Source organism: Bacteroidales bacterium (assembly GCA_021157585.1).
Taxonomy (GTDB): domain Bacteria; phylum Bacteroidota; class Bacteroidia; order Bacteroidales; family UBA12170; genus UBA12170.
This window is the reverse complement of record JAGGWH010000094.1, coordinates 1-19,758: the sequence shown is the minus strand read 5'-3', so window position 1 is coordinate 19,758 and position 19,758 is coordinate 1. Positions and strand designations below refer to the sequence as shown.

The 19,758-nt window shown below is 32.9% G+C and carries 14 protein-coding genes; 4 read left to right on the top strand and 10 right to left on the bottom strand.

All coding sequences use genetic code 11. The features are described 5' to 3' along the window. Nucleotides 1–115: 115 nt before the first annotated feature. The 4 genes from J7K39_06370 to J7K39_06355 all read right to left on the bottom strand — a co-directional run bounded on the left by J7K39_06370 (nt 116) and on the right by J7K39_06355 (nt 5,095). On the bottom strand, nt 116–1,180 hold the full coding sequence (locus tag J7K39_06370) for an anhydro-N-acetylmuramic acid kinase (protein MCD6179511.1): 1,065 nt from the start codon (nt 1,178–1,180) through the stop codon (nt 116–118). Further along, nucleotides 1,180–2,484: a UDP-N-acetylmuramoyl-tripeptide--D-alanyl-D-alanine ligase gene (locus tag J7K39_06365; protein ID MCD6179510.1), complete on the bottom strand. Its 1,305-nt coding sequence runs from the start codon at nt 2,482–2,484 to the stop codon at nt 1,180–1,182. Before J7K39_06365 ends, J7K39_06370 begins: the two co-directional genes overlap by 1 nt. Before the next feature lie 63 nt (nt 2,485–2,547). Next, nucleotides 2,548–4,038 (bottom strand): SUMF1/EgtB/PvdO family nonheme iron enzyme, encoded by a 1,491-nt coding sequence (locus J7K39_06360; protein MCD6179509.1) that lies wholly within the window; start codon nt 4,036–4,038, stop codon nt 2,548–2,550. 43 nt (nt 4,039–4,081) lie between these two features. After that, nucleotides 4,082–5,095, bottom strand: coding sequence for a PorP/SprF family type IX secretion system membrane protein (locus J7K39_06355; GenBank protein MCD6179508.1), 1,014 nt, complete (start codon nt 5,093–5,095; stop codon nt 4,082–4,084). A gap of 305 nt (nt 5,096–5,400) precedes the next feature. Here J7K39_06355 and porU point away from each other — a divergent pair, with 305 nt between their 5' ends. From porU to J7K39_06335, 4 genes are all read left to right on the top strand, one after another. After that, on the top strand, nt 5,401–9,213 hold the full coding sequence (gene porU / locus J7K39_06350; GenBank protein ID MCD6179507.1) for a type IX secretion system sortase PorU: 3,813 nt from the start codon (nt 5,401–5,403) through the stop codon (nt 9,211–9,213). A 107-nt stretch (nt 9,214–9,320) separates the two neighbouring features. Then, nucleotides 9,321–10,448, top strand: a complete 1,128-nt coding sequence (porV, locus tag J7K39_06345; protein MCD6179506.1) for a type IX secretion system outer membrane channel protein PorV — start codon at nt 9,321–9,323, stop codon at nt 10,446–10,448. Between the two features lie 65 nt (nt 10,449–10,513). Continuing rightward, entirely contained in the window at nt 10,514–10,993 is a 480-nt protein-coding gene (locus J7K39_06340; GenBank protein MCD6179505.1) for a 2-C-methyl-D-erythritol 2,4-cyclodiphosphate synthase, read from the top strand. 95 nt (nt 10,994–11,088) lie between these two features. Further along, nucleotides 11,089–11,694, top strand: a complete 606-nt coding sequence (locus J7K39_06335; protein MCD6179504.1) for a hypothetical protein — start codon at nt 11,089–11,091, stop codon at nt 11,692–11,694. Here J7K39_06335 and J7K39_06330 read toward each other — a convergent pair whose 3' ends face one another. The 6 genes from J7K39_06330 to J7K39_06305 all read right to left on the bottom strand — a co-directional run. Next, entirely contained in the window at nt 11,695–12,852 is a 1,158-nt protein-coding gene (locus J7K39_06330) for a DUF4249 domain-containing protein (GenBank protein MCD6179503.1), read from the bottom strand. Nucleotides 12,853–13,018: 166 nt separating this feature from the next. Next, nucleotides 13,019–14,620: a hypothetical protein gene (locus J7K39_06325; protein ID MCD6179502.1), complete on the bottom strand. Its 1,602-nt coding sequence runs from the start codon at nt 14,618–14,620 to the stop codon at nt 13,019–13,021. Between the two features lie 9 nt (nt 14,621–14,629). After that, the gene (locus J7K39_06320; GenBank protein MCD6179501.1) at nt 14,630–15,778 is read right to left on the bottom strand and encodes a DUF4249 domain-containing protein; all 1,149 of its coding nucleotides are present in this window, start codon (nt 15,776–15,778) and stop codon (nt 14,630–14,632) included. After that, nucleotides 15,765–18,536 (bottom strand): TonB-dependent receptor, encoded by a 2,772-nt coding sequence (locus J7K39_06315; GenBank protein ID MCD6179500.1) that lies wholly within the window; start codon nt 18,534–18,536, stop codon nt 15,765–15,767. Before J7K39_06315 ends, J7K39_06320 begins: the two co-directional genes overlap by 14 nt. A gap of 2 nt (nt 18,537–18,538) precedes the next feature. Beyond that, the gene (locus J7K39_06310) at nt 18,539–19,228 is read right to left on the bottom strand and encodes a hypothetical protein (protein ID MCD6179499.1); all 690 of its coding nucleotides are present in this window, start codon (nt 19,226–19,228) and stop codon (nt 18,539–18,541) included. Nucleotides 19,229–19,388: 160 nt separating this feature from the next. Beyond that, nucleotides 19,389–19,758 (bottom strand): aldo/keto reductase (locus tag J7K39_06305; GenBank protein MCD6179498.1); only part of this gene is annotated, 370 nt, incomplete at its 5' end.

Below are 19,758 nucleotides of genomic sequence, written 5' to 3'. Positions count from 1 at the left end.
ATTGTTATTAAAAATCAGTCTTGACTTTTGCTTTCTTTTGTGTCAAGACAAAAGGAAACGGATAAAGAATATTTTTTGCCTAAATTTACCGTAATCCAAGTTTTAACCTGACCCTTTATTTGCCTTTATAGATGGCTCCGCCAATAGAATCTCTTCTTGCTCCAGTAACTTCTTTTAAAGTATTGATTTGGTTTTCCACTCTCAGCACACCAAGGAAAGCAAAAATAAGCGCTTCTTTAAATTGAATGAGATTATCCGAAGGAATGATAATTTCTATTTTTGTCTTTTTTCTTAATTGTTCTATTAAAAAAGAATTATAAGCTCCACCACCAGTAATAAGAATTTGAGCATTTTTTTTTGTTGATTTATCAATTACTAAAGAAATTTGATGACTTAAATGATGGACTAGAGTGCTTAGAACATCTGGAATAGGATAGGAGGAATCAATTAAAGGCAAGAATTCGGTTTCCAACCATTCTCTACCTAAAGATTTTGAACCATTTATTTGATAATAAGGAAGCGCATTGAGTTTTTGTAAAAGCTCAGGAATTAGCTCTCCCCTTTTTGCTATAGCACCATTTTTATCGAATGGGTATCCAATCTTTTCGGCATAATAATTTAAAGCAATATTTGCAGGTGCAATATCAAAAGCCAATGTTTTTTCGTTTTCTTCAAAGGAAATATTAGCAAAACCACCTAAGTTTAATCGGTAGTCAAATTCTGAAAATAATTCCCGATCTCCGATAGGAACTAATGGTGCTCCTTGTCCGTGAAGTGCAACATCTAAGCTTCTGAAATCGCAAATTACGTCTAAGCTTGTTTCGGCAGCAATAGATGCTCCATCACCAATCTGACTTGTAAATCTAAGTTTTGGTTGGTGAAATATAGTATGTCCGTGACTACTGATAAAATCGACTTCAAGTTTATGTTTACTAATAAATGCACTTACCATTTCTCCAATATAATGACCGTAATCAGTATTTGTTTGTGCAAATTCTAAAGCACTATCTTTGGGTAAGTTTTTTAGGCGTTTTCCCCATTTTGGCGAATACGGAATTGTTTCGGCTTTTTGTATCTGATACTTCCATTTACCTTGTTTAAACGAGAACTTACAATAAGCAAAATCTAAACCATCGAGAGAAGTTCCCGACATAATTCCGATGACATTATAGGTTTTCATCAGATTAAATAATCTTGTAAAACTTCGAGTTTAACACCACGAGATCCCTTTATCAAAATTCGCATTTGATTAATATTCAAAGAATAAATATTATTAATAAGTTCTGTCGTATTTTCAAAAAAATGAAAATCTCGATATTCTTTTTCAAATTGCTTAAATAGTGGACCAATAAAGATTATTGTTTTAAAAGATTCTAACTTTATTGAATCGAGAATAGTTTTATGTTCTTGAAAGGCAAATTTCCCTAATTCAAACATGTCTCCCAAAATAATAGCTTTTTTAGGATGTTTATCGTTTGAGAAATTTGCTAAAGCTAATTTTAAACTTTCGGGATTGGCATTATAAGCATCTAAAATCAATTCATTATTTTTTCCTTTAATAAATTGAGATCTATTATTTTGAGGTATATAATTCTCTAAAGCGGTTGAGGTTTTTTCGGGTGAAATTTTAAAATATTGTCCAACCGAAACAGCTGTCATAATATTTGAAAAATTATAATTTCCAAAAAGCTTAGACTTTATAGTGTATTTGTTTGTTTTGTTTTTTAATCCCCATTTTAATTGTAAAAATGGAAACTCTTTAGAAATAAGTCCGTGAAAATCATAGTTGTTATCTTGTCCGTAAGAAAAGTTAGTTAGTTTTTTAGATTCAATTTTCAATAGTGCGTCATCATAATTAACAAAAACGCTTCCTTTTTGAGCTGCAACCGATTTGTATAATGCCAATTTGGTTTTAATTATTGCCTCTAAAGATCCAAAACCCTCTAAATGTGCTTTGCCTATATTTGTAATTATGCCAAAATTTGGTAGTGCGATATTGCAAAGAAATTCAATCTCCCCAGGGTGATTGGCTCCCATTTCTATTATGGCAATTTCTGTATGTTTATTTATTTGAAGTAGCGTTAATGGTACACCAATATGATTATTGAAGTTGCCTTGAGTTGCTGTAGTATTAAATTCTTTAGATAAAACAGTGGTAATTAGTTCTTTAGTTGTGGTTTTCCCGTTTGTGCCGGTTATTCCAATAACCGGAATTGTGAGTTGTTTCCTATGATAGCTTGCTAGTTGTTGTAGCATCTTTAAGCTATTATTAGCAAATATATATCGTCTATCATTTTGAAGATATTTCTTGTCATCAATAACAACAAATGCAGCTCCTTTTTCAAGAGCTATAGATGCAAATTTGTTTCCATTAAAGTTTTCTCCGCTGAGGCAAAAGAAAATGCTGTCTTCTAAATCTTTACGTGTATCGGTACAGATTTTAGGATGTTTAAGAAATACAGTATATAGGTCTTTAATTTGCATATTATATAAAAATTAACCCCATTCGCCTGCGCCAATGGGGTTAGTATTTAATTATTTATTTTTTTATTTTCTACCTGTCATAGGACTTCCAACTCTGTCCATAGCACAACGGAAACCAATATAATCTGTAGCTTCATTTTCGTCTAAATAACGACGCACACTGGGACTAAGATAATAAGCTCCATCTTTCCATGAACCTCCTTTGTATACTCTTGCTTCGTTATTAATTAAAGAAGAGCTACCGAAATTGTACATGCTGGTAGTATCTGTTGAACTCCACTTATCAACATTTGCAATAGATGCAAAATCACCATCTAAATAATCAATATTATTTGCTTTACGATAGTTTTTACGATTTTCACTTTCTGCAACAGTTATTTCACGATAACGAATTCTGCCTAATGAATCTTTTTGAGTGATAAATCCATCTTGATCGCGAACTTGTGTTTTGAAAACATTTCCACGGAAGGATCCTAAATCGTCCCAGTCATCTAAAGTACTTGGACGGTAAACATCCATTACCCATTCGCTAACATTTCCACCCATATTAAATAACCCAAAGTCATTGGGATAGTAGGAGCCAACTTCTGTAGGGATATCCGCCCCGTCGTTTAGTGCACCTGCAACACCCATATAGTCACCACGACCACGTTTGAAGTTAGCTACAAAAGTGCCATAATATTTTTTGTCGGTTGTACGAACATAATTTCCATTCCAAGGATAACGTTTTCTCTGACTAATTCTTTCGTAATCAGAATTTTCAATTAATCCTAAAGCTGCATATTCCCATTCTGCTTCGGTAGGAAGGCGATAGCTTGGTAATAAGATACCATCTTCTAAACGAGAGGGACGAAATTCTTGACTATTAGGATCTTCCGGGTTATAGGATAAGTTTTCAATTGGTTTTTTACCTTCAACTTCGCTTTTGTATAGATTTAACAGATAAGCCTCAGTATTGAAATTATTTTCATTTGCTTGGTTTAAATCTAATCCTATAATTCCTTCATCAATTAAACGCATTTCGTTTACACGATCTGTACGCCATTTTGCATAATCATTAGCTTGAACCCAAGAAACACCAACCACAGGGTAGTTTTTATAAGCAGGGTGACGCAAATAATTACTTACTAAAGGCTCATTATAGGCAAGACGTTGTCGCCAAACTAATGTATCGGGAAGTGCTTTATTATAGACTTCGGGATATGTAGAAAAAACACGTCTTATCCAATGTAAATACTCCAAATAATCAATATTAGAAACCTCAGTTTGATCCATATAAAAAGAACGAACTGTGATTCTTGTAGGTTGATTATTTCTAGTAAAGATGGTAGGGTCTTGTGTAGCTCCCATAACAAAAGTTCCACCTTCTATAAGAACCAAGCCGGGACCTGCTTCTTGTTCTACATATTTGGCTACTTCAAATCCTCCATTATCGGGGTCGTTATATTTCCATCCTGTGGTGCGTGATTCATTTTTTTTCTTTCCACAAGATCCCATGGCAACAATAAGTGCTGCCATTAAAACTAAACTTCCTATTTTTCGAAATGTGTACATTATTTAGATTTTTTAAAATAATTCTTTTTTTTATGTTTATCATTTAAAAACTGGGCGATGATATCGGTCCAAGTTTCATCGATCTCGATTTTCTATGTAATCCATTATTTATTTGAAAGGACAAAGTTAACTCATGTGCACCACCATTAAAAGTAGAATCTGATGAAAGTGTATAATCAAAACTATATCCAAAAACTAATTGTCTGTATTGTGCCCCAATTATTGCTACTACTGCAGCGTCATTATTAAAATCTAGGCGGTAGAATCCTCCGGTAAAAATACTCCCACGAGTAAGAAAAGTTCCTATACTTAGTTGTTGAAAGCCGGTACGTCCTTGATAATATATTGTTGGCGTAATTATAAATGGAACATAATAAGTTCCTCGAACAGCTTTTTTACGAATATCGATATTTACACCTGCAAAGAATGAAGTTTTTAAGCCTAAGTTTGTTAAAGTATCAGTTTCGTAAAAAGAAATATCAGGCGAGTTGAGATGTTCTGCTGAGAATCCGCCAAAAATATTTTCTTTGTAAGTGAAAACCGCCCCAACACTTATATCGTAATTCTTTACGGTAGTATTTGGAGTTTCAGTTCCAGTTCCAGTTCCAATCATAGTTTTTATTGTATCAAAAACAGGAGAAGAATTAACAATACCCCAATTTAGCCGCTTTTGAAAATATGTGCCTCTTACTCCCAAATTTATATTTAAATCGGCCGAAGGACGAAATTGATATGCGTAATAAGCACTCATAGTTGCTGTAACCAACGCATCCCCACCAATTTTGCTCGACATAAATGACGCCCCAAATCCAGAATTGATAAATTCAAGGTTTTGATCATAAGAAACAGAATAGGATTCAAAACTAGTATGAAGATTTGGCCATTGATTACGGTACATAATATTAGCTCTAGGACCAAGATTTGAACCGGCAAAGCCAGGGTTGGTAAACATGGGATTTGCAATAAACTGCGATACAGTAACGTCTTGTGACCAAGCATCTCCTGTAGTAATTACAAGGAATATTAGAGTGATGAATGTAGCAAATCTTCTGGTCATAGCGTTAATCAACTATTTGAGATCTATTTTTAAGAAACAATAATACAAATTATTTTCGTATTCATAAGCACTATTGTGCGAAAAAATAAGCCTTTTTTAACAATATTGATGTAGAATTAACGTTTGGAATTAACTTCTATTGTAATGGCACTTTAAACTTTGTAATAATAGATGTGATATTATTTCGTTTAAGAAGGAAATGAGCTTTGTTTAAATTAAAAAATAGAAAGCTTTAAATTTTTAAAAATTGATTATTATTGTGCTTCAAAATTTAAAAGCAACGGATTGACTAAATTATTCTCTAAATGCTAAAAAGAATCTTATTTATTTTCTTCTTATTGTTGAATACTATGCTTTTTGCACAGTCTGTTCAAAAGGATTTTCAAATAGTATGGAATGCTATAAATACCTTGGATATATCTGAAAATGAACAGATTCCTGTTTTTAGTTTTAATGATGCCGTTTTTAATGGACCTTATGGGTTAGTTCCGTATTTCCGTGTCGATATTGTAATTGAAAAGGATGTTAAGGATATTAATGTTAGCATACGTAATCAACAATTTAAATTGGTATCTAAATCAAATCAGGGGATACTTCATCCTGTTTTTAAGAATATTTTAGACGAAATACAGGTTAAAACAACTTTTAAAAGTGTGGGATCTGAGAAAATTGCTCGAATAGAATTTATCCCGATAAGGAAAAATTCTATATTAAATGCTTTTAGCTTACTGACTTCTTTTAGTTTGGATATTGATTTGCTGAAGAGTAATGAAAAAGAAGCTCCCTCTGAATTTTCATTTGCCGAAGAATCGGTAATGGCAGATGGCGATTGGTATAAATTTAAAGTAGATAAAAGTGGAGTATTTAAGATTAGCGGTGCCGACTTGCAAAATGCAGGTATTTCACTCACAGATATAGATCCTGCAAAAATTTCTGTTTATGGTTTTGGAGGAATGCTAAATGAAAAAAATTCCGATTTTCGTTATTCCGATATTCCTGAATTGGCTATAAGCCTTGAGCTTGGTGGTGATGGAAAATTTGATGCAACAGATTATTTGTTATTTTATGCGCAAGGTCCTGATTCTTGGAAATATAACTCAACAAAAAATGTTTTTGAACATCAGTTAAATATTTACGATCGTAATGCTTTTTATTATGTGCATATTGGTAATCAAAACGGAAAACGTATAAGTGATATTTTACAGCCCGAAGAAGAAGCGGATTTCCAAATTGATGAATTTGTTGATTATTCATTTATAGAAGACGAAACATATAATCTGATAGGTTCCGGTAGGCGTTGGCTCGGCGATAAATTTGAATTTATCGACTCTAATACTTACAGCTTTGATTTTGAAAATTTAGTTCCGGCTTCTACCGCATTTATTAAAGTGGAATTGGTAGCTCGGTCGTATTCTACCAGCTCCTTCGATTTACTCTATAATGAACAGAGTTTGGGTAATGTTAATATTAGTAAAATACCAACAGGAAGTTATCCTGCCTATGCTTACGATAATACTTTTGAGAAATATTTTCAACTTACGGCTGACCCTGAATTAAAGATTGGTTTAAATTATAATAGACCACTTTCCAGTTCCGTTGCTTGGCTGGATTATATAGAAATAAATGTAAAACGACAATTAATCTTTGGAGATAATCAGCTTGCTTTTAGATCGCCTGAATCGGTAGCCGATAACGCAATTACTAAGTTTACAATTGCTAATATTAATACTTCGACTATGCTTTGGGATATCAGTAATTTAACTGATGTTACAAGTCTGCAATTAAATTTAAATAATACAACTGCTGATTTTAAAGTTGTTACCGATAAGCTCCGTGAGTTTATAGCATTTGACTCTAATATGGCTTATAGTGCAGAATTTGTAGAAAAGATTGCCAATCAGAATTTGCATGCAATTTCTAATATTGATATGCTTATTGTTTGCCCACAACAGTTTATTAGTCAAGCCGAAGATTTAGCCGATTTTCATCGTCAAGACGGTTTAAAAGTACAAGTAACGCCTCTTTATCAAATATATAATGAGTATTCAAGTGCTTCGCATGATATAACAGCAATTAGAGACTATGTACGTTCCGTTTATATGTCGGCTTCAGAATCTAACTCGCTGAAATATTTATTGCTTTTTGGTGATGCATCATTCGATTATATGAAAAGAGAAGCAATAAACACCAATATGGTTCCTACCTATGAATCTTTTGAGAGTTTTGATCCAATAATTTCTATAGCTGTTGACGATTATTTTGGTTTTCTTGATAACGATGAAGGCGATATGTATTACGACGATGTGGATATTGGAATTGGTAGATTGCCTGTAGTTTCAACCGAAGAAGCCAGTCGGGCTGTAGAAAAGATAAAGCATTATTCAAGTTCAGATACTGCTGTTTATGGCGATTGGAGGAATGTTATATGTTTTGTTGCCGATGATGAAGATAATAATTTGCATATCCGTCAAGCAGATGATTTGGCTAAAATGGTAGATACTATTTTCCCGGGAGGTAATTTGGATAAAATATATGTCGATGCTTTTCCTCAGGTTTCTACTCCTGCCGGACAGCGTTATCCAAAAGTGAACGAAGCTATTAACGAACGGGTTAACAAAGGTGCGCTAATTTTGAGTTATACCGGTCACGGAGGCGAGACAGGTTGGGGACAAGAGAGATATTTGGATATGCCCGATATAGAAAGTTGGTCTAATAAAGAAAAACTTCCTGTATTTCTTACTGCTACTTGTGAATTTGCTCGTTATGATGATCCTAGTCGTGTTTCGGCAGGAGAGTTTATTTTTCTGAATGAAAAGGGTGGAGGAATAGCTCTTTTTACTACTTCGCGTGCCACTTATGCCGGCTCAAACTTTGTTATGAGTAAGTATTTTTATAATTATGCTTTGAATTATCCTAATCACGATTATATACGTATGGGAGATATTCTTAAGATGATTAAACGTTCCAGTGGTTCAGGTTTTAATGTAATGAAGTTTGTTTTGCTTGGCGATCCTGCTTTGAAATTTAGTATTCCGAAAAATTTTACTCAGATTACTAAAATTAATGAGTCGACTGTAAATCAGGATAACGATACTCTAAAAGCACTTTCGTTTGTAAATATTAAGGGACAGATAAACGATCCAAATGGAAATAAACTTAGCAGTTTTAATGGACATGTGTATCCCTTAGTATTTGATAAAGTAACTAATATTACCACTCTTGCCAATGATCCCGGAAGTGATCCCTTTTCGTTTAATCTACAAAAGAGTGTGCTTTATAAGGGGAAAGCAGAAGTGAAAAATGGTGACTTTGAGTTCTCTTTTGTAGTTCCAAAAGATATTGCGTACAATTATGGATTGGGTAAATTATCTATATATGCTTCAAGTGAAAATACTGATGCTTCGGGATATAATCGTGATATTATTATAGGAGGCTTCGATGAAAATAGTCAGGTAGATACCGAAGGACCACAGATTGAACTTTTTTTAAATGATGAAAATTTTATAGAAGGAGGAATGACTAACGAAAATCCTGTTCTTTTGGCAAAAGTTAGAGACGAGAATGGAATTAATACTATTGGTAATGGTATTGGTCACGATATTACTGCAATTTTAGATGTTAATGCCGCCGATATTAAAATCTTAAACGATTATTATGAGTCGGATATTGGTACATATCAGAGTGGGACTATTCGCTATCCATTCTCTAAACTCGATGATGGTAAGCACGAGTTAACATTTAAAGTTTGGGATATTTATAATAACTCTTCAACAGCAAATTTGAAATTTTATGTTTCTGCCTCTGCAAATTTAGCTTTAGAGGCAGTTATGAATTATCCTAATCCGTTTTATGATAGAACAACTTTCTCGTTTGAGCAAAATACTGATGGTCAAGAACTATTGCTCACTATTGATATATTTAGTATTGATGGTAGATTAGTAAAACATATAGAAGATACTTTTATGCCTTATTCTTCACGTATTAATCATATTAGTTGGGATGGTACTGATGAGTATGGAAGTAAGATTATGAAAGGAATGTATATTTATCGTTTGCAATTAAGCGATGAAAATGGCATCCAGAGAAGTAAAACTTCGAAATTGGTATATTTAAAATAAAGGATAATCAAGCTTGAATACTAAACGCTTAAATATTTCGTTATTTTTGTGAACTTTTTGAAAGAGATTTAATTTATTACAATATTTAAATGACTAATAATTTGATAATGAAAAACAAAGTAATACTACTTTTCTCAACTGTTTTACTTTTGAGCACTTCTTCGATTTTTGCGCAAGATCGCGACTTTGGTACTATAACAACGGCCGTTCCTTTTTTAATGATAGGTCCTGATGCCAGAGCCGGTGGTATGGGCGATGTAGGTGTTTCTACTTCTCCCGATGGTAATTCTATTTATTGGAATGCTTCAAAGCTTGCTTTTATCGAAGATGATATGGGATTTAATATATCTTATGTGCCTTGGCTAAAGGGCTTGGTTGATGATATTGGTTTAGGTTATGTTTCGTTTTATAAGAAAATGGGAGACGAACAGACTGTTGGAGGTTCTTTGCGCTATTTTTCTTTAGGAAATATAACTTTTACAAATGAAGAAGGAACATCATTAGGAACATATAAACCAAATGAGTGGGTTATTGATTTAGCATATTCGAGGAAATTAAGTGAGAATTTCTCTGCTGCCGTTACCGGAAAATTTATTTATTCTAATCTTACACTTGGACAAAACATAAATGGAGTTGATTCTCGTGCCGGTACTTCAGTAGCGGCTGATGTTTCTATGTATTATCGTAACCTGATTGAAATAGGAGGAAACGATGTTACTGTAAGTGTTGGGTTGGCAGTGAATAATATTGGAAATAAAATTTCTTATACTTCCAGTACACAAAAAGATTTTATTCCAACTAATTTACGTTTTGGTTTTAGTGGCGAAATGGAATTGGATTCTTATAATACGATAGCTTTAACGGCTGAGCTTACTAAACTGTTAGTGCCAACACCTCCCGTTCTTGATGAAGATGGAAATCCGATAGAGCCTTATCTCGACAATAACGTTTCTGTAATTACAGGTATGTTGCATTCATTTTACGATGCTCCTTTTAGTGAGGAAATGCAAGAGATTAATTTTGCCGGAGGTGTAGAATATTGGTACGATAAACAATTTGCCCTTCGTGGCGGCTATTTCTACGAATCGGCAGAAAAAGGTAACCGTCAGTATTTTACACTTGGTGCCGGACTTAAATATAATGTTTTTGGCTTAGATTTTTCTTATCTTATTTCTACTAATCCTAATAATCCATTAAAAAATACTTTGCGTTTTACTTTATCGTACGAATTATAAGAAATAATAAAATATTTTCTAAAAGCTTTGGTGCTTGCCAAGGCTTTTTTTATTTTTAGCAAATAATGAATTATAGAGTTGGAACGGGTTACGATGTTCATCGTTTAGTAAAAGGTGAAAAGCTAATTTTTGGAGGAGTAAATATCCCTTTTGAGAAAGGTAGCTTAGGTCATTCTGATGCAGATGTACTTTTACATGCCATTTGCGATGCATTATTGGGCTCTCTATCTTTGGGCGATATTGGAACTCATTTTCCGGATACAGATGAAAAGTGGAAAGATGTTTCCAGCTTGTTGCTGTTAGAGAATGTAAATAAATTGATAAGAGATAATGGTTATAGTATCGCTAATATCGATACAACTTTAATTCTTCAACAACCTAAAATACAAAGCTATATTCCCGAGATTAGAGATAATATTGCAAAAGTCTTAAATATTGATCGCGAATTTATTTCAGTAAAAGCTACAACAACCGAAAGGCTGGGCTTTATTGGTAGAGGAGAAGGTGTTAGCGCTCAAGCGATTTGTTTGGTAAATAAGGCTTAAATTCATATATTATATCAAGTTTAATTTTACTATATTTGAGCGTTTTTATTCGACTAAAGTTGTGATAAAAACAATATAAATAGAAAGACTGATTAATGTACCTGACACAATCTTTTTTTGATAATCAAACTGAAGTTCTAAAAGAAATAGAACATTTATCGTACTTACATCAGAATACTATTCATCCCTCTAAACTACTTGAGTTTTCGTGGATTTTATACACTACGAATACGGAGCAGGCAGCAACTACTTACATTTTTAGAGAAAGAAATAACGAATTATTAATTGTTAATGATGGTCGAGTTCAAAAAGGAAATTGGGAGATTTTAGTTCTATCAAATTCAATGCTTATTTCTAATGGAGAGGTTGAAATGCTTTACAATATTGATTTCTTTTGTGATGAAGGATTTATACTTCGTAAGGAAAATATGGATGAGTATTTGGTTTTGATTAAGCGAAGTAAAAAACAATTACAAACAAAAAGTTTATTGGAAGTTTTTGCTGCTTTTATGGATTCTTACAATAAAAATCAACGACGTTTTGATAATATCGATTTAGAACCTAATAATGCTTTGCTGGAATTTGAAGATATTACTGAGTTTAAAGAGTATAGCCTGTTTCCTTATGTTACAATCTTAGCTACTATTTTACTGGTTATTGCCATTATTGTTTTCGTTGCTTTAAAGTTTTGGCAGAGTTGATTATTTATTAGGCCAAAAACTAGGTTTAGTAGTTGATCCGTGAGAACTGGCACAATTTACACAAGGATCTGCTAATAATGTCATATAGTAGCTGCCTATGGGATTATTCAATAAAAATGCAGGGTAGTCATTCCTGTCAATTCCTCTAAATCCGAGTCTGTCTAAGGGTTCAGCTGAGCATATTGGATAAGGTTCTGTTGGTTGCGCCTCCACAAAAATACGAACTTCACTTATTGCTGACGCACCATAAAAACCAAGCACTTCTTTTTCCGGATTAGTCAAATTTTTAATATTGCCTTGAGTATCTACAGGTTGTTTGCTGTAAAGCGAAGCATTCTGATTATTGTTTAATCGCATATTTTCCCAAAATAAATAAGCTCTTTTAGATAAGCCAAGTTGACGCAGTAAAAGGCTATAACCATAGGTTAAATGCTGTTGATGGTAAGTAACAAAATGCAGATTATAATCTTTAAATATATTTTCTGATAGATTTTCGGTGGAAAGTGTGAAAATCTCAGGAACTCTTTCGGTTGTCCAACAAAAATATAAAGACGAATCCGGTGGGTAAATATGATGTACTGAACCATCATAATACCATTCTCGATCGTATAGAGCATGATGTTCATAGGTTGCGTCCATTTCAAATAAATAGTACCTGCTGTCTGATTTATTCCCATTTATATCTAAATAAAATTGTAAGCCTTTTGTGAAAGCATTATAAGCTCCATCAAAGGTACTGTCTAATTTATAATTTGGAATGTTTACCGGAGCAACTTGCGGCATAATATCGGGCTCTGAAACAAGTTCATCTCCATTGGGCATGAGAATTTGAATATGGTAGGCTGTTCCAATTTTTAAATCCTCATTAGTCATCCAAACACGATACTCTCCGTCTGAATATTCATCCATTGGGAATTCATTTTCACTATCATCCCAAATACTAACTATACAGTCGCTAAGTACTTGATGTTCCCAATCTTTCAAAGCAATTGATTTGGAGAGGGAGACGAATTGATAACCCTCTTTATTGGTGAGTTTTCCTGAAACAACTACTTTCAAAGCCGATTCATTGTCAATATCTGGGATAAACGGTTTTATACAGCTTTGGAGAAAAAATAATGAAAGTAAATAATAGGGTACAATTTTATTTTTAAGCATAATTCCCAGTTTAAACAATTAAATTGATTAAAGGAAAACATTCTGTTAATAATACTGAAAGCTCCAAGTATTTAAATTATTGTAACACTTTGTTTAACTATAATTATTAAATATTTTGCGGATAAGTTCAATTGTTATAATTATAAAGTTGTCCTCAACCTATATTCTATTTCAGTTTATATTTTTTTATTATTATGTTTTGATTTTTGTCTATCCCCTGAATTATTATCCAATAATCTTTATAGGAAGATGCTTTTTTGAAAGTAATCTCTAAAGAGGATTCGTTTTCTAAAGAAAATACTTTCCAAAACAAGGTGTTTCTCGTGTCAGGAATACGATTAAGTTTCCCCGAATTCTGATTGTCTACTTTATCTTGTATAAAATCGAAGTTAAAGAAAAGTCCTGTTTTGGGCAGACTTATACCTCCAAAGTCTCCTTTGCGTGTACGAATGCTGATAATACCACCATAAATAAAGTCCCCGTAAACATAGGGAAATGGAATGATATCAACTTTTTCGATGCCAAGTGGCGAAACGGCTAAAATTCTATTATAATCTTCTACGGCTACCATATCTATTAAAACTAAAGGAGAGTAGACAGACATATCGTGAAGAGTGCTAAAAATACTAAATGATTTTTTATTTTTATGATTTTTAATGCTGACTAAACCCGGTAGCTCGGTAAAATATTCTTCTAAAGTTCCCATATTTATATACTTATCTAAATATAAGATATTATTAGGTTTTCCATAAAAGGGAGTAAGAAAAGTATCTAATTTTTGTATGCCGATTTTTGTAAAATAATTTCTTTTAATTTGAAGCGTTTGAGCAAGTTTTAGTACGGTTAATCTTTCTTGTGATGATAGCTTAAAAGGAGGATTAGGTAAATCAATTATTTCTGTATCATAATCTCTGTCTACTAAAATCATTGGGTGAACACCTTCTTCTTTTTTCGTGCTGATAAATAAGTCGTAATTGCCTTTAATTTCAGGAAGAGAAAAATAAAAACGACCATCTATTTTTGATAGGTTTGGAATAAAGTTTTTCTGATCTATAATGGATAAAGTAATTTCTTTAAAAGCTAATGGTTCTTTGCTTATACTATCTAATAATTGTCCGCTTAAAGATAAACCACGTGTTTCCGGATAATATTTCTGACTATAAGTACTATTGTTTTCTATATTAAAATTAGATATCTGAAAACTACTGCTGGGAATAATACTGATAGATCCTTGCCTTAGATATTGTAATTCCTTTGTGTTTAAGGTAATTTTGTAATTTATTCCATCCGTACTTTCGCTCTCTATTGGAGGTGTATTAACGGAAGAAATAGTATCAAAAATTGGTTTGTCTATTCCGTTTAAAAATTCTTTGGAATATGGGTTTACAATTTTTATTGGTACGTATTCAAAACTTGTCGCTCCGAAATTTCGCATATACTTGGTGTATGCTTTAAGATAATATGTTCCGGTTAATAAACTTTGTGGAATTTCTAATTCTCCTACACTATGTTTGTCAGAAACAATATTTTTTTGAGAGACGAGGGATGTACCATCAGGTAATATTAACTCGACATATAAAATTTTGCTTTGATTATTTTGATTTTTTAGAAGAGCATAATATTGAATACTTTCTCCACACACAAATAAGGTGCGATCCGTAAATAATTGAATACTCTCTTTCCCAAAATTAAAATTTTGAGCTTGAATATTTCCAAAGCCTAATCCAAGAAAAAGTAAAAGTGTCGATATGTATTTTATAGTTCTCATGCTTAGGTTTTAATAAGGCCAGAAATTAGGTTTAGTGGTTGTGCCGTGAGTACTGGCGCAATTAACACAAGGATCAGGTAACCAAATCATAAAATAGCTGCCTTGAGGATCATTCATTAAAAATGCAGGATAATCGCTACGTCCTATATTCCTAAATCCTATTCTGTCAAGTGCAATAGGTATGCACAAAGGATATGTTTCTGTTGGTTGTGCTTCCACAAAAATACGGGTTTCACTTATTGCAGAAGCGCTAAAAAAGCCAAGTACTTCCTTGTTGGGATTAGTAATATTCTTAATATTACCTTGCGTATCAACAGGTTGTTTGCTGTAAAGCGAAGCATTTTGATTATTGTTTAAGCGTACACTTTCCCAATATAAATAGGCTTCACGCGATAAGCCTAATTGTCTAAATAATAAACTATAACCAAATTTTAAATGTTCTTGATGGTAAGTGACGAAATGTAAATTGAAATGTTTAAATTTATTCTCAGCTAAATTTTCTGTCGAAAGTGTAAATATTTCAGGAACTTTTTCCGTTGTCCAACAAAAGAATAAGGAAGAATCAGGAGGAAAAATATGATGTACCCCGTAGTCATAATACCATTCACGATCATATAAAGCATGATGTTCATAAGTGGCCTCTAACTCAAATAAATAGTATTTACTATCAAATTCATTTCCCTCTATATCGATAGAGAATTGTAAGCCTTTGGTATATTTATTATATACTCCATAAATGCTGTCTAATTGGAAACTTGGATAATTTGCTTTAGCAACTTGTGGCATAATGTCGGGCTCAGAAATAAGCTCATCTCCTTCGGGGGTGAAGATTTGTATGTGATAAGCTGTTCCAACTTTTAAGTCTGCCTTATCCATCCAAACACGGTAAGAGCCGCTTGAATATTCTGTCATGCTAAATCTATTGCCATCTTCATCCCAAATATAAACGCTACAGTTTCTAAGTGATTCATATTCAGTTTCGTTGAGTAGCATTGATTTGGATAGAGTTACATACTGATAACCTTCTTTATCGGTAAGCTTACCCGAAACAACTATTTTTGTTGCAGCATTGCCGTCAATGTCCGGTGTAAATGGTTTTATACAAGCCGATAAAAACACTAAGGGTATTAAATATAGTATTATCTTATTCTGCAGCATAGTTCCCAAGTTTAAATAACCAAGTAGCCGTAAATAATGGTACTCCTATAATTGAATATTGATAACTCCATAATTTTCCATTTACCTGATCGAAGTATACGGAGTAAGGATTATCTCGACCGGTTAAGTTGTAAATACTAAGTAATAATGAACTATGAATAAGCTTGTCTTTTCTTAGATTTCCTTCAATCTTTAATGAAATATCAGTTCGGAAATAATGAGGAATTCGGTATTCGTTTCTGCTCGAATAATCGATATAATTTAATTCTTCGAGAGTATATGTTGCGATAGGGTAAGTAACAGGCTTTCCACTTTGATAAGTTAATGTTGATGAAATACTTATCCTTTTTCTGATCTTGTAATTTATCATTGCATTTATAACATGAGGAATGTCAAAATTAGCAGGGAAAAGCTCTCCTTGATTTATTTGTTCCCAAGAATTTTCGCTGGCAACTCTTACCATTGCTCGAGAGAATGTATAGGCTAACCAACCGTTAAGCCTATGTCCGCTTCGTTTTATTAGAAATTCAAAACCGTAGGCATCTTGATCTCCTTGAAGCACCGATTGTTCTACGTTTGGATTATCAATAAAATCTGCTCCGTCTCTAAATTCAGTCGTATATTTAGTAGTTTTTAAGAATATCTCTAATGATGTTTCCCAATCACCTTTAGGAATTGTTCTAAATATACCGGCAGATATTTGTTGACTTTGAGCTGGTTTTAAATAGTAATCGGCTAATTTCCATTGAGTATTTGGTGCAATAGCAATAGTATTGTTTAGCATAAAAATATTCTGGTGTGTTCTGTTATAAGAAATTTTCAGACTCCCATTTAGGTCGGTTTCGTAGTTTATTGCGGCCCTAATATCCGGAGCAAAATACCACTTTATTATCTCACCGGCAGCATATTGTATAGAATCGTTGATGTATTTATCTTCCTTGGGTAAATTATCAAAATAAGTATAAATAGTTTTTTCGCCCATAGGAGCGAAAGCCCCAAAACGCAATCCTATATTTGTGCTTAATCGTTGATTAACTTTGTAGTTATCAGTAAAGTATAATGCTCCTTCAACAGCTTGCTCTTTTCCCAAATCGGTTTGAATTTTTAATGAATAACTTCCATAAGGACTAACGCTTCCTCTGTCTAAATTATAGTATATTAATGTTGCTCCATATACTATGTTGTGTTTATCAGTTAAGTCTTGCTCCATTTCTGCTCGAACTTCATAATCAGATATCTGATAATTATGTTCATATGCAGTAGATTCAAACTGGGTGTCGATAGTGTTAAATCCATATATTGATCCAACAGCAGAAATATTTAATCGCTTTTTTTCTGAAAAATTATGTCCGTAATTTATGGCTCCCCCAATATTAAAATAACTGTAAGTATTTAAGTCGGCTAAGCGAAAATAATCACTACTGTAATATGTAAACAGATTTAGTTGAGAGCTTTTTGTATCGTAATTTAAAGAAGCTGAAAAATCAGAGAATTTTGCGGAACTTGCCGAAATAGTGGGGTCGTTAATTTTAGCTAATAGCCAATCGGAGTAGCTTTTCCGACCACTGATTAAAAAGGAGGCTTTATCTTTTTTTATGGGTCCCTCGAAAACTAAATTTGCTGAAACAGGACTAATCCCTCCGCGTGCAGTAAAATGTTCTTTATTTCCTGTTTTTGTGGTAATATCAAATACAGACGATAAACGACCACCATAAGATGCTGGAATATAGCCTTTATAAATAGAAAAATCTTTAATAATCTCGGAGTTAAAAGCAGGAAAAAATCCAAAAAGATGAGAGGTATTGTAAATAGGAATATTATTTATGTAAAAAGCATTCTGGTCGGCATTACCTCCGCGAACATTCAAACCTGTTGAGCCCTCTCCAACACTCACTATTCCGGGAAGCATTTCTGAAACTTTTAAAATATCAGGTTCTCCCATCATCATAGGGATTTCACGTATACTTTTGACGGCTATTTTCTCTAAGCCTGGATCTTTAGCTCTAATACTCATTTGTTTATCACCATAAACTACCACTTCATCCATTTCAAAATTGGCTTGATCCATTTCAACATTAAAAGAACCGGATGAATATATATTTAAATGAAACTTTTTTTCTTCCATCCCCAAGAAATTGAAGCGAGCAGTATATTTTCCTGGTTTTATCTGAAGTGAGAAACGACCTTCTGAATCTGCAGCAGCTCCTTTTTTTGTTTCTTCTATGTAAATGGTAGCTCCGGGAATATTTTCTCCGCTAATAGCATTATTAACTGTCCCCGACAATGTTACAAATCTGGTATTGGAAGCCTGTTCGCGTTTCCCAAGTGTTATTACCTGCAAATCAGCTTTACGTCCTTTTAAATATACTCTGCTTTCTTTTTTGTTATTCTTAATATCTGATATCTTCGGAATAGGTTCTGTATTCTTAATTTTATATGGTGGTAAACTGCTAATAAGTTTTGCTGATGGAAGCAATACAAAATTTCCATTCCATTCTGAGACTGTAATTTTTGTTTGCTTTAAAGCTTTTTTTAGTGCAGCAATTGGGAGAATATGGTCATCATGAATTGTTACCTCTAATCCTTTTATCCATGTTTCTTGGTAATATATTTTTAAATTCGTTTTATTTTCAACTATTTTAACGAAATCCGAAAAAGAAATTTTATCTACTTGTATTGAAATATACTCGTCAGAGTCTGTATTCGTTAAGAATAATGGCAACCACAACAATTGGAAATATAAAAGTAAGGTTTTCATAGCTATAGTTGGTTGCAGTAATTTATAAGTCCTATTAACTGATTGAGCGAATTTCTACGTGCTTTTAGTTTGTTCTGTTTTAAATAGCGTTTTATTTTTAATTTGTTTTCATTATTAAAAAGATTCAAAATATCTTTTGTAGAATTAAATTTTTTAAGCTTGTTTTCATAAGAAATAAAAAGGGTATTACGTTTTTTCTCAAAAGTGTAATGCTCTGCCACAAAAGATATTTCAGCAATTATTCTTGTTGTCCAATGATTGTGTAGTTGTATTTTCCCCTGATTTAGAGTTTGGACAATTAACTTATGACCGTCAGGAGTATTAATTAGTGAAAATTGCTCATTAGAAATACTGAATTTTTCTAACCAAGCTTTAGAAACTGCTAATAATCTATTTGATCCTTGAGGATCAGTATATTGTAGAACTACTTCTTGATTTAGAATGTCGTAATTTAAGAGTATATTCTCATATTTAATACCACGTATCGAGACACATCCTTTGGAGAAAGCCTTTTGCTTAAAGTACTGATGTCCTTTTACTTGATCTCCGGGAAAGTAACTATAAACTTTCCCGTTGTGAAGAATTGGATTTAACCCGTAAATAGGAGTGTCATCACTTAGTTCTTGCGCAGAGACAGGAATAACTAGCACATAGAAAAAAAGGCTTAAGAAGTAGTATAAAACTCGTGGCATAATTTGGTTGGTTGTGTTACTACAAATGTAGGCTTATTATCTTGATATCAATATATATTTTTATTAATTTATTCGTTTTATTCAAATCTGAGTTGTCTATAAAAAACCGTTGAAGCTTAAAAGTATTCTTTATATCGAATTTAGGCTAATTTTAGGTTGATCAGGGTAGTTTAGCTCCTTTTGAGGTAATCCATAAGTTGTACCAATCTTCTCTTGAAAGATCTATTTTCATAGCATCTACGCTGTCTTTAATTCTATTAAGATTTGTTGTCCCGATAATAGGATGAATATTTGCAGGAATTCGATATATCCAAGCCAATAAAATCCCCGTAGGTGTAGTGTTGTATTTTTCTGCTAAATTTTCTATACATTTTATTGTTGCTTTATCCTTGTTGCTTAAATCGGATCCGCTGAATTTGCCTTGTGCCAAAGGACTATAGGCTTGAATGCTCATCTTGTTTTTAGCCGAATAGCCTAAAAGATCTCCCATTCCTGAGTTTTTTGGCGATTCTTCACGGTTCACCCAAACT